The following is an 11,794-nucleotide window of genomic DNA, read 5'->3' on the forward strand; positions in this document are numbered from 1 at the left end:
GTCACTATTCCGTCGAATGTGCGGCGCGGACGATACACCCTTAGTCTTGATCCTCGGTCGCATTCTGCGACTGAGCCTGCGTCCTTCTCTGAGCCTTGTTCACCTCGGATGGAATTCACGAGCGGTACGACCGGGCACAAGGGGGAGAGAATGAAGCTGCTGAAGCCTGCGGGCGGGGCCCGACGCGAATGGGTGGATTTCGCCAAGGGTGCCGCCATCCTGATGGTCGTGTACTACCACACGTCGTTGTACCTCGGTGACATCGGGGTCGAGAACACTCTCGGCCGCATCAAGGTCGTGTTCGAGCTGTTCCCGATGCCCCTCTTCTTCCTGGTGTCCGGTCTCTTCGGCTCGCGCATCCGCACCTGGAGCTTCGGCGACCTCTGGCGCCGCAGGCTGTACCCGCTGCTCTGGCTCTACGTGGTCTGGTCCGTGATCCGCATGGCCTTCTACCTGGTCGTGCCGCTCGCGAACGGCGGACTCGGCGAGCTCCCCGCGACCGACCCGCTCAACCTGCTCCTGCTGTTCTTCTGGCCCAGCAGCAGCTACTGGTTCATCTACGGCCTCGTCCTCTTCACGCTCGGCGCGTGGCTCCTGCGCAAGGTCGACCACCGCGTGCAGGTCGCCCTCGCCGCGGTGATGGGGACGATGTTCACCACCGGTCTCCTCAACACGACCAACGTGGGCTGGAACCGCATCGGCGCCCTGTTCGTCTTCTTCCTGGTGGGCACGCTCTACTCGAAGAGGATCATCGACTTCGTCGAGCAGAAGGGGAGCCGCGCGTTCCTCTACGTCACTCCGGTCTTCGTCGTGCTGAGCGCGGTGCTCTTCCTCTTCCCGATCCGCTGGGTGCCGTTCCTCGCCCTCGCCGGCCAGATGGCCGCCGTCGCGATGGGCATCCTCGTGTCGCGGGCCCTCTCCCGAGTGCGATTCCTGAACTTCTTCACGATCTGCGGCGAGCGCAGCCTGCACATCTACCTGCTGCACCTCTACTTCATCGTGATCGCCATCACGATCCTGCGGGTGATCCTCCCCGAGGACCGCTCCGAGATCGGCGGCTTCGAGGTGCCGCTGCTGCTGGTCGTGATGGTGCTCGCGGTCGTCCTCTCGCTCTTCGTGACCCGCTACCTCTCGAAGGTCAAGTGGATCTACGTCCCCCCGGCCGCCCTCGGCGGCCCCGGCAAGCGGCGCAAGCCCGTGCCCGTCCCTGCGCGCGGCCCCGGAGTCGTCTCCGATCCCGTCGCGGTCCCGGCCGATGAGCCCGGCACCTCCCCCAGTTACGAGAAGAAGAGAGCGGAGTCCCACGAGTGAAGACGACACGAGCACGCAGAGCCGGAGTCCTGGCGGCCGTCGTGGCCGTCGCCCTCGGGCTGGCCGGCTGCTCCTCGCAGCCCGAGCCCGTCCGCACGCCCGACGGCTTCACGACGGAGAAGGCGATCGAGTACCGCTCGGTCGACGGCGTCTCGCTGAAGGCCGACGCCTGCCTCCCCACCGCGGGCGGCACCGACCGCCCCGCGCTGCTGATGCTGCACGGCGGAGGGTTCGTCGACGGCGCCCGCGACGAGGGCGGGATGACCGAGCTCTGCGAGTACTACGCCGAGCGCGGCTTCGTCTCGGTCTCCGTCGACTACCGCCTCCTCCAGGACAGCCGGTACCCCGGCCAGATCGAGGACGCGCAGGCCGCCGTGGAGTGGCTGCGCGAGCCCGCGCAGGTCACGCGCTTCGGCCTCGACCCCGCCCGCATCGGCGTGATGGGCAGCTCCGCCGGAGCGATCATCGGAGCGACCATGGGCACGCTCGGCGAGGGCTCCCTCACCGAGGGCTCGCGGGTCAAGACGGTCGTCGCCTTCTCGGCGGTGGCCGACATGACCGAGACCGGGATGTCGCTGGGCACGCCGCTGCCCGAGGCGAAGGAGCAGATCCTCTCCTACCTGGACTGCGACGAGATCGACTCGACGACCTGCCCGCAGAGCATCCCCGCGTCGCCGATCACCTCGGTCGACTCCACGGACGCCCCGCAGATCTGGCTGACCTCCGAGGACGAGCTCGTCCCGGTCGAGCAGGCCGACGCGATGCAGGTCGCCCTGCAGGACGCCGGAGTGGCGTCCGAGGTCGGCGTGGACGGCTCCGGCCACCACGGGCTCCAGAACAACACCCCGAACAACAAGAAGGCGATCCTCGCCTTCCTGCAGGCCCACCTCTGATCCACCGCTCCCGCGCGAAACCTCGCGGCCGGTTCCGCGCAACGCGGACGACACATCACGACGCTACAGTCAGACCCCCTGCACTCCGGTGCAGTCGACGAAAGGGACACCACACACCATGACCTTGAACGGACTGTTCGCCGGCATCGGCCGGAGGTGGGTCTACATCGTCGCCTTCGCTCTGCTCGGCGCCGTGGCGGCCCTGGTACTCAACGCCGTCCTCCTCCCGCAGTACAAGGCGGACGCACGCGTGTACGTCGCGGTCTCCTCGTCCGGAGTCCTCTCGACCGCGGACCGGGTCGCGGCCAACAGCGCCGCCTCCCAGGCCACGGTCACCTCCGTCGCCCTCGGCACCTCGGACACCGTCCTGCAGGGCGTCATCGACGGCCTCGGCATCGACGAGCCCATCGAGGAATTCGCCAAGCGCGTGACCGTCCTCGCCGAGCCGGAGTCCGTGGTCATCACGATCTCGGCCACCGACCCCTCGCCCGAGCAGGCCGCGGTCATCGCCAACGCGGTCGCCGCCCAGCTCGACGCGGCCGTGAAGGGCGCCGATCCGGCGACCACAACGAACGGCGTCGCCGTCCCGCAGATCCAGCTCCAGGTGCTCAGCCAGGCGCTCCCGCCGGAGCTGCCGGTCACCGGTGGCATCCTCGTCCTGCTCGCGCTCGGCATCCTCGGCGGCGCCGTGGTCGGCGTGGGAGTGGCGATCGTGATGACCGCCCTCGACCGCCGCCTCCGCAGCGGCGACGACGTCCGCTCCGCGATCGACCGGCCGCTGCTGGGCATCGTCCCGGTCAAGGCCACCAAGCTCGACGAGATGCTGAACTCGACCGAGATCCCGGCCCGCTACTCGGCCGTGGCGTTCGAGCTCTCCGCCATCGCGCGCACCCGCTCGTACTCCTCCTTCGCGATCGCCCCGGCGTCCGAGAAGACCCCGCACACCGCCAGCGCGGTGCTGCTCGCCAAGGCGCTGGCCGTGCTCGGCTCGTCCGTCGTGATCGTGGACGGCACCGCCGAGGGCTCGGCTCTCGCTTCCGCCTCGGGCGGACGCCCGGGCCTGCGCGAGGTGCTCGCCGGAGCCGCCTCGCTCGACGACGCGATCATCAAGCGCTCGACCGACCGCGTCGACCTGCTCCCCGCGGGCGGCGCCCAGGCCGGCACGCCGATGCCGACCGACGCCCTCCGTGCGCTGGTCGAGGAGCTCGAGAAGGTCTACGACATCGTCCTGATCGTCACCGGCACCCTCGGCGCGACCGAGCAGTCGCCGACCTTCCGCGGCGTGGCCGACGGCGCCGTCCTCGTCCTGATCGAGGGCAAGGTCGACTCGCCCCAGGCCGCCGCCGACGTGCACTGGATCGAGACCGCCGGCACCCCCGTGGTCGGCGCGGTCGTCCTGGCCCGCCACAAGCTGCAGAAGGCCCCCGCGATCGTCTGATCGCGTCCTCGCACGCTGCGGAAGAGCGCACCCCGGCCCCGGCCGCGGTGCGCTCTTCCGCGTTCGGGGACTGGGGGGCTCTCCGCGCGGGCCCGTGCGGGCTCTGCGGACCCCGGCCGGCCTCTCCGGTCCTTCAGCCTCTCCAACGCCCGCCGTGGCCGGACCGGGCCCTTCTCCGTCCCCCGCGAGCCCGCTCACCCCGCGAGTCCGCACGAGTCGCGGTAGTCGCGCGCGAGCACGCCGACTTCCGCGGACTCGAGAGGAGGCGGCGTCCCCGTCCTAGGCCAGCGGGCTCTCCGGGGCGGGCCCGTGCGGGCCCGTGCGGGCTCTCCAGGGCATGGCCGGCCCCTCCGGACCTCCTCCGGCCTCTCCAGCGCCCGCCGTGGCCGGACCAGGTGCCTCACCGGCTCCCGGGAGCCCGCTGACACCGCGAGGCCGCAGAAGTCGCGGTACTCGCGCGCGACTCCGCCCACTTCTGCGTGCTGGAGAGGCGCGGGCGCGTCAGCCGGGCACTGATCGCGTCACCGTCCGACCGGCCCACTCCTGCGGTCCCGGAGACGCCGAGCGCCCGCCCGCGCCCTCGCGAGTCCGCGGTGGTCGCGGTCGTCGCGCGCGACCCCGCCGTCCGCGCCTGGTCGGCGGGAGGCGGGCACACGCGGAACCGCCGCCGTCGAGGGGACGACGGCGGCGGTTCTGCGCGCGGGGAGCGGATCAGGTCACGGCGTGCAGGCCACGTTCCCGATCAGGTCCTTCCCGGAGTTGGAGCAGCTCAGCGTGTTTCCGCTGGTGGACCAGTTGGACGGCTGGTGGAGGTAGACCACCGCGTTGCTGGTCTTCAGCGCGAGGTTGCCGCTGATGGTGTTGTCGTTGCCCGAGCCGTCGGCGCGGGTGATCACCTGGTAGCCGTAGGTGGTGGTGCCCGCGGCGGAGTTGCCCGCGGCCAGCCAGCTGTTGCCCGAGACCAGGATCAGCGAGACGACGTCCGAGGCGAGCCGCGATCCGCCGAGGACCGTGTTCCCGATGATGTCGCCGTCGAGGGTGCCCTCCTTGGCCTCGATCGGCTCGGCGCCGGTGTCGCTGATCGCGTTGTCCACGACCGCGATGCGGGCCGTGCGGTCCGGGTCGCAGTCGTTGTACTCGCACCAGTTGCGGTCGGAGGTGCCGACGTAGACGCCCTCGCCGTACTTGGCGGAGACGAGGCCGGTGCGGCGGATGGTGCTGCCGACGATCAGGGAGTCGGTGGTCTGGCTGCGGAAGTGGACCGCCTCGTAGCCGATCTCGCTCACCGTCAGGCCGGCCATCTGGACGCCCTTGCTGGCGAGCACCTGGATGCCCTGGAAGGAGCTGCGGACCGAGAAGCCCACGAGGTGCACGTCGCTCACCGTGTTCAGGATGAGCGCGGTACCGCTCGAGGTGGATCCGGAGGTGAGGACCGCGTTGGGCGAGCCGCAGATCCAGATCGAGCCGGGCTGGGCGGCGGTGCCGCGGAGGGCGAACTTGCCGGTGTAGACGCCGTCGGCCAGGCGGATGACGTCGCCGGAGGAGGGGTTGGTCAGGGCCGTGACGAGCTGCGCCGAGGTCGACACCGTCTTGGTGGCGGCGGGGCAGTCGAAGGCCGCGAGCAGCGAGGCGCGGGAGGCGAGGATGTCGGCCGAGGTGGTGGCCGACTCCTTCAGCCGCGAGTCGCGGCCGGCGTCGTCGGTCGCCGTGACGGTGTACGTGTAGGCGCGTCCCGCCTCGGCGGTCTCGTCGCGGTACTGGCGCACCGGGTCGGCGACGGTGCCGACGACCGTGTCGCCGGAGCCGTCCTCGTTCGAGCGGTGCACGTCGTACGAGACGACCCGCGAGCTGAAGGGCGCGTCCCAGGCGACGGTGTAGCCGTCGGTCAGGGGGGAGAGCTCCACGGCGTCGGTCGCGAGGCCGTCCTCGGCGAGGACGAACGCGTCGATGATCAGGTTCTTGTCGGTCGACTGGGAGTTCTTCGTCCCCGTGTAGGAGATGGTCACGGTGTGCGTGCCCTCGGCGAGGTCGGTCGTCTCGTAGACCGGCACCTGGTACTGCGCGGTCGAGCTGTAGCGGTCGACCTTGGTGACGGGTCCGCCGTCGACCGAGACCGCGGCGATGCCGGAGGAGGAGGTCTTCCGGCTGATCCAGCGCCACGACGTGCCGACGAAGGTGAACTTCACCGATCCGGCGGAGGTCAGGTACTTCATCCCGCCGCCGCTGTCGCCGCCCGCCATCGATCTCCACGAGCCGGTGTACTGCAGCGCGGGGTCGGTCTCCTGCACGAGGAGGCTGGTCGCTCCGGAGGGATCGAGCACGGGGCCGTCGTCCTCGCCGCCGCCGGTCTCGTCGGTCGGCTCCTCGGTGGCGGGAGTCGCGCGGGTGATGTCGAACGCGTCGATGACCAGGTTCTTGTCGCTCGCGGAGCTGTTGGCCGTGCCGCTCCAGGCGATCTTGACCGTGTGGACGGTGTCGGCGAGGTCCTTCTTCGTGAACACCGGGACCTGGTACGCCGTGGTCTTCGTGTACCGGTCGACCGAGGTGCTCGCGCCGTCGACCGTGACGGTGGCGATGCCGGCGGAGGCGGTGGTGCGGCTGACCCAGCTGAAGCCGGTGCCGCGGAAGCTGAACGAGACGGAGCCGGTGCTGTTGAGGAACTTGATCCCGCCGCCGCTGTCGCCGCCCGTCATCGTGCGCCACGAGCCGCTGTAGGTCAGCGAGGAGTTCGTCTCCTGTATCCGCGTGCTCTGCCCGGCGCCCGGGTCGAGAGTGGCCGCGGAGGCGGCGGGCGCCGTGAGGGGGGCGACCAGGATGCCGAGAGCGGCGATCAGAGCGGTGGTGAGGGAGAGGCGTGCGCGTCGTCGGCGAGGGCGGGTCGGGTCTGGCGTCGTCTGAGGATTCACGATCGGCTCCGGGTCTTCGAGGGGGCGTCGGGGGCGGTTCGATGGGGCTGCTCAAGGGGGTGGTGCTGGTCCTCCCGACGCTATAGACGGGCCTTGCGACTGATGGCTGGATGAGACGGATTCAGGTTGTAGTACCCCATTCGGGCGTGGTGGTCGGGCTTATATCAGCGATTCCGCTGAAGGACTGGCGGACCGCCGCGCATGCGTGTATACGGAACGGTCACACGCGCTGTCGACGACGGATCGGAGGGCGGATGTCGGATCGGGAGGGGACTCCGGGAATGCCCGTCCGCGGAATGGACGAGGGGGAGTGCTGCTCGGTCGAGGAACGGCGACCCTACCCGGCGACTCTGGACACGGCCCCGGGCCGGGCCGCTGGGCGAGAGAATTGACCGGGCGTTCACCGGGCCGACCCCTCGCCGAAACACTGCGATGATGGGCTCTCCACTGGTGATCGCCGTCGCACCCGCGTCGCGGATCACCCGCCGCGGGCGAGCGGCGGTCCCGACGAGAGGGAGGACGCGATGGACACGGCCACGACCGCGACCGGCGACCGCCCGTCCACCCCGCCGTCCCGGGAGCGCCCGAGATGCCCCCGGGTCCGCGCTCGCACCGTGATCGGACGGCTCCTGCTCGTCCCCCTCGTGGTGCTCGCCCTCTTCGGCGCCGGGATCCCGCTCTACGTCACGCCCCCGATCGACCCGATCCCTGAGCAGGCGGACGCGGTCTTCGTGCTGGGCCCCTCCACGAGGGCACGAGTCGAGTTCGCCCGCCGGATCATCACCTCCGGGGCGACGGACACGATGGTGCTCTCGGTCGGCCCCGGCGAGATGAACGCTCCCTACGAGGCCAAGAAGTACAAGAAGTGCAACGAGCCCGGCGGCGACGTCCTCTGCTACTCCGCCGACCCGCTCACGACCCAGGGAGAGGCCCGGCAGCTGCGCGACATGGCCGAGCAGTACGGCTGGGACCACGTCATCGTGATCACCAACGCCTCCCACCTCGTGCGCGCCGAGATGATCATCGAGCGCTGCTACTCCGGCGAGCTCTCGATGGTGCCCTCGGGCGAGCCGATGGGCCTGGACTACCTGGTGAACCAGTACGTCTACCAGACCGGCGCGTTCCTCAAGGCCTTCCTGGTCACCAACGGCTGTTGACGCGAGCACTCCTCCTCGAGCCGCCGAGCCGGCCTGCGCTAGTCTGCCCGGGGCGCCATCGGCCCCGAGCCCGCTCCTGCGGAGCCCGGCCGGCCCGGCCCACGACGGCAGCGCGGCAGGAGGATCGACCGGGGAGACCCGCGACGCTCCCCGCTCCGCACCGGTCACCCCCACGCGAACCCCTCCGAAAGGCCCGCCCGTGACACCTGCCCGATCGATCTTCGCCGTCGGCCGCGGCCAGTACGAGAACATCGGCGACATCATCCTGCGTCGCCAGCTCCTCGACTGGCTCCGCGAGTCGGGTCCGCTCCACGTCTACGTGGGCCACTCGCCGTGGGGCTACGACGACGGCCTGCGCCTGGGCCCGGACGACACGGTGTACCGCTCGCTCCTGCGCTGGTACGCGGCGCTCGCCCGCGAGGCCCTCGCCGGCCGGGCGAACTCGGTGTTCAAGCCGGGAGAGATCCAGCTGACCCTGATCGGGATGAAGGAGCACCTCGTGATGCTCCCGGGCATCGCCCTCGTGCGCCTCGGCGGCGGCCGCGTGATCCGCGCCGGCGTGGGCACCCGCAACTTCGCCCCGCTGCCCCGCGCGATCATGTGGCCCTCGATGGCGCTCTCGAGCTACACCCGCTGGCGCGACGACAAGACGGCCGGCTACATGCGCGTCGGCGCCGCCATGCCCGACCTCGGCTACGGCGAGGGCTCGAGCGACGCGGAGCTGACCGCGTTCGCCGCGCAGCCCGACGAGGAGCGGCGCGTTCTGGTCCTCTCCCTCCGCGAGGACCACGAGGTGGACGCCCGCCCCTACCCCGAGCAGGAGTGGCTGGCCGCGATCAAGGGCTTCGCCGAGCGCGAGGACCTCGACATCGTCGTCGTCACGCAGGTCGCCGTCGACGCCGAGCGCTCCCGCCGTCTCGCCGCCGACCTCGACGCGGACATCCTCGACTGGGATCCGGCGCACACCCACGACGAGCACGAGATCCTGCTGCGCGAGCTCTACCGCACGGCCCGCGTCGCGATGAGCGACCGGCTGCACGTGATCATCATGGCGTTCACCGAGGGCGCGGCCCCGGTGAGCCTGCAGATGGACGGATCGACGAAGGCCTCGCGCCACTTCGAGACCATCGGGATCCACGACGTCACGGTCGACATGTCCCGGACGACCCCGGCCGCCGGCGTCGAGACCTTCTCCGCCGTCGTCGCCCGCCGGAGCGAGCTGCTCGAGAAGCTGCTCGTCGCCCGCGGGCGCCTCCGCGGCGTTCGCGACGACATCCAGGCGCTGCTCGCCGTGCCGCCCCGCAGCCGCCCGGCCGCCGCGGCAGCCCCTGCCGGCCCGAAGACGCGGGTGTACCACGTCGGCCGCAGCGGAGAGGTCCCCGGAGGCATGACGCAGGTCGTCAACGGGTACCTGCGCTGGCCGTTCGAGCGCTCGGACGTCCGGGTGATCTCCTCCCGCACCGCTCCGGGCGAGCACGTCGCCGCGGCCCGCCTGGCCGCCGGCGCCGCCGCCCGCATCGTCGCGATCGCGCGCCGCGAGCCCGGCGCCGTGATCGTCGTCCACCTCTCGGAGCGCGGCTCGTTCCTCCGCGAGGGGTCCCTCCTCCGCCTCGCGCACCGCCTGGGCCTGCGCACGGTCGCCCACCTGCACGGCAGCGAGTTCGCCGCCTTCACCGCCGCGCACCCGCGCCTGGTGAAGGACGTGCTGCGCAGCGCGGACGAGATCATCTCGCTCTCGGAGGAGACCTCGGCGATCTGCCGCCGCTACGTCCCCGCCGAGCGCGTGCACCTCGTGCCCAACGCGCTCGAGCAGGGCACCCCGCGCGACAAGACCCGCACCGTCGTCTTCGGCGGCGTCGTCAGCCACCGCAAGGGCGTCGACGTGCTGCAGAAGGCGTGGGCGCAGGTCGAGGGCAAGGAGGGCTGGCGCCTGCTGGTCGCCGGTCCGATCCGCGAGCCGGAGGTCGTCGACCGCGGCGTCCCGGGGATCGAGTTCCTCGGCTCGCTCGAGAACGCCCGCCTGCTCGCCCTGCTCGACGAGGCGTCCATCGCCGTCCTGCCCTCGCGCGACGAGGCGATGCCGATCTTCATCCTCGAGGCACTCGCCCGCGACGCGGCCGTCGTCTCGACCGCGGTCGGCGGCATCCCCGAGGTCCTCGGCGACGGCTGCGGCCGCGTGGTCGCGCCCGGAGACGTGGAGGGCCTCGCCGCCGCGCTGACCGAGCTCATCACCGACGAGGACGCCCGGGCCGAGGTCGTCGAGAAGGCCGGGGCGCGCTTCCGTGAGCGCTTCTCCGCCGACGCCGTGTTCCCGCGGGTGGAGGAGGTCTGGCTCGGCTGAGCCGCCTGCGACTTCGCCCCGGATCGCGCCCCCGGCCCCGCTCCGGGCCTGGGCGGAGCCGCGGGAGCGTAAAATCGCTGGAGTCCGCGTCGCCGTGCCGTCGCGCGCCCAGCCGTCCGCTCCCGGACGCCTTCTCCCTCCATCCCAGAGAGGCTCGACCGTGGCCATCGCCGCCGACTCCGACCGCCGCCTGTGGACCCTGCCCCTCGCGCGCGCCGTGATCGCGGCGGTCGCCGGCTGCGTCGTCACCTTCTCGCCCGACCACGGGCCCGCCTTCGGCCTCGCCGTCTTCGGCGGCTTCGCGATCGCGACCGGCGCCGTCTCGCTCGCCCTCGGGCTCCGCAGCTGGAGCGGCCGGGCCCGCCCGCTCGCCCTCGGCTCCGCGGTGCTCACCCTGGTCGCCGGAGTCGCGGCGCTCGTCGCGCTCCCGGTCGCCAACCTGCTCTCCTTCGTCGCCCTCGTCGCCGGCTGGGCGCTGCTCTCCGGCTTCCTCGAGTTCTCGAGCGGCCGCCGCGGTCAGGGCCTCGCCGCACGCGACTCCGTGATCGTCGGCGTCGGCACGATGCTGCTCGGCGCCGCCTTCGGACTCCTCCCGCCCCACCCCGTCGTCACCGTCGGCCTCCTCGGCGCCTACGCCGTGATGGTCGCCGTGTTCCTCGCCATCGCGGCGTTCTCGCTCAAATGGGCCGCCGGCGCCGACGCAGCCACCGGACACGATCCCGTCGCCCCCACGACACCGACCTCCGGAGGAGACCGATGACCGCCGAAGGCCAGCAGCCCGACCCCGCCTCTCCCGCCGACCGCGCCTCGGCGGCCGACTCCGCCCCGGCGCGCGACCCCGGCGAGTTCACGCCCCGCACGTTCCAGCCGACCCGCAAGGACCGCCTGCGCCCGCTCGAGCTCATCGGCTTCTCCGCGGTGATGGCGGCCTTCGTCGGCCTGGTCGTCATGCTCTCGACCCGCGAGCCGGTCGTCGCGCTCATCTCGTTCGGCGTCGCCTTCATCGTCGTGCTCGTCGCGATCGCCATGTTCTCGCTGACCTTCAAGCCGGACGAGGCCGAGATCGCGGACATCGACGAGCAGGACTCCGCACACTAGGCGAGGGACGGCTCCGCCGCTCCCAGTCGACCGGGAGCACGCCGCGCGGGCGGATAGTCCCTTCCGCCGCGCATGCTGATGGAGCAGCCCGGAGGGCGTCTCGAGATTCCGCCTGCGCACGCGGGCGCCGCTTCCGCGTCGGTGGTCGCGCGTAGCGTGCGGAGGGTGGCGGAGGCGATCGGGCGGTGGTGGCAGCGGCGGCGGTTCTCGCGCGGCGCCGACGTCCCCTACGCGGTCGGCACCTACCGGGAGGCGTGGGCGTCCTACCCCGTCCTGGTGCGGCAGTACCGGCCCGAGTACAACGAGGGCATCGTGCTCAGCCAGATCCCGCCCGCGGCCGACGTCTACCTGTGCTGGCTCTGCGACGCCGGGCACGTCTTCGTCGCCACTCCCGAGGAGCAGCGCCACCGTCCCGGCCGGGAGCGGCGCCGCTCCTCCTGGTGCCCCGACTGCGCCGAGCTCGCCTCGCCGCGCCTGACCCGGGCCGCGCCGATGATCGGCGGCCGGCTCGCCGAGGTGCTCGCGCCGACGTCCGCCCCCGACGACGGCTCCCTCGTCCTCCTGGCGCCACCCGCCGTGATCGCGCGAGGGCTCCCGACGTCCGCGTCGCTCACCGGCCGCGGGTCCGTGTCGCCCACCGGCCCGAGCGG

Annotated in this window: 8 protein-coding genes and 1 pseudogene; 8 read left to right on the plus strand and 1 reads right to left on the minus strand. The window is 71.9% G+C overall.

Features of this window, described 5'->3' with window-relative positions:
• The first annotated feature begins 150 nt into the window (after positions 1 to 150).
• The 3 genes from C5D04_RS01925 (at position 151) to C5D04_RS01935 (ending at position 3,642) form a co-directional block, all read left to right on the plus strand.
• On the plus strand, positions 151 to 1,311 hold the full coding sequence (locus tag C5D04_RS01925) for an acyltransferase family protein (protein WP_181027202.1): 1,161 nt from the start codon (positions 151 to 153) through the stop codon (positions 1,309 to 1,311).
• Entirely contained in the window at positions 1,308 to 2,204 is an 897-nt protein-coding gene (locus C5D04_RS01930) for an alpha/beta hydrolase (RefSeq protein ID WP_146076557.1), read from the plus strand. The genes C5D04_RS01925 and C5D04_RS01930 overlap by 4 nt, the downstream gene beginning before the upstream one ends.
• 118 nt (positions 2,205 to 2,322) lie before the next feature.
• Entirely contained in the window at positions 2,323 to 3,642 is a 1,320-nt protein-coding gene (locus tag C5D04_RS01935) for a Wzz/FepE/Etk N-terminal domain-containing protein (RefSeq protein ID WP_104233544.1), read from the plus strand.
• 716 nt (positions 3,643 to 4,358) lie between these two features.
• Here C5D04_RS01935 and C5D04_RS01940 read toward each other — a convergent pair.
• A complete protein-coding gene (locus C5D04_RS01940) occupies positions 4,359 to 6,548 on the minus strand; it encodes a hypothetical protein (protein ID WP_104347132.1) in 2,190 nt (729 codons plus the stop codon).
• 614 nt (positions 6,549 to 7,162) lie between these two features.
• Between C5D04_RS01940 and C5D04_RS01945 the strand changes: the two genes are divergently transcribed.
• From C5D04_RS01945 to C5D04_RS18610, 5 genes and pseudogenes are all read left to right on the plus strand, one after another.
• Entirely contained in the window at positions 7,163 to 7,705 is a 543-nt protein-coding gene (locus tag C5D04_RS01945; RefSeq protein WP_146084859.1) for a YdcF family protein, read from the plus strand.
• A 199-nt stretch (positions 7,706 to 7,904) separates the two neighbouring features.
• Positions 7,905 to 10,046 carry a glycosyltransferase family 4 protein gene (locus tag C5D04_RS01950; RefSeq protein WP_104347133.1) on the plus strand — a complete coding sequence of 714 codons (2,142 nt, stop codon included), beginning with the start codon at positions 7,905 to 7,907 and terminating at the stop codon, positions 10,044 to 10,046.
• Positions 10,047 to 10,206: 160 nt separating this feature from the next.
• Entirely contained in the window at positions 10,207 to 10,806 is a 600-nt protein-coding gene (locus C5D04_RS01955; RefSeq protein WP_104225185.1) for a DUF308 domain-containing protein, read from the plus strand.
• Entirely contained in the window at positions 10,803 to 11,144 is a 342-nt protein-coding gene (locus C5D04_RS18605; RefSeq protein WP_258059918.1) for a hypothetical protein, read from the plus strand. The genes C5D04_RS01955 and C5D04_RS18605 overlap by 4 nt, the downstream gene beginning before the upstream one ends.
• Before the next feature lie 165 nt (positions 11,145 to 11,309).
• Positions 11,310 to 11,794, plus strand: a pseudogene (locus C5D04_RS18610) (hypothetical protein); the annotation flags it as partial.

Source organism: Rathayibacter sp. AY1D2, from assembly GCF_002932695.1.
Lineage (GTDB): Bacteria > Actinomycetota > Actinomycetes > Actinomycetales > Microbacteriaceae > Rathayibacter.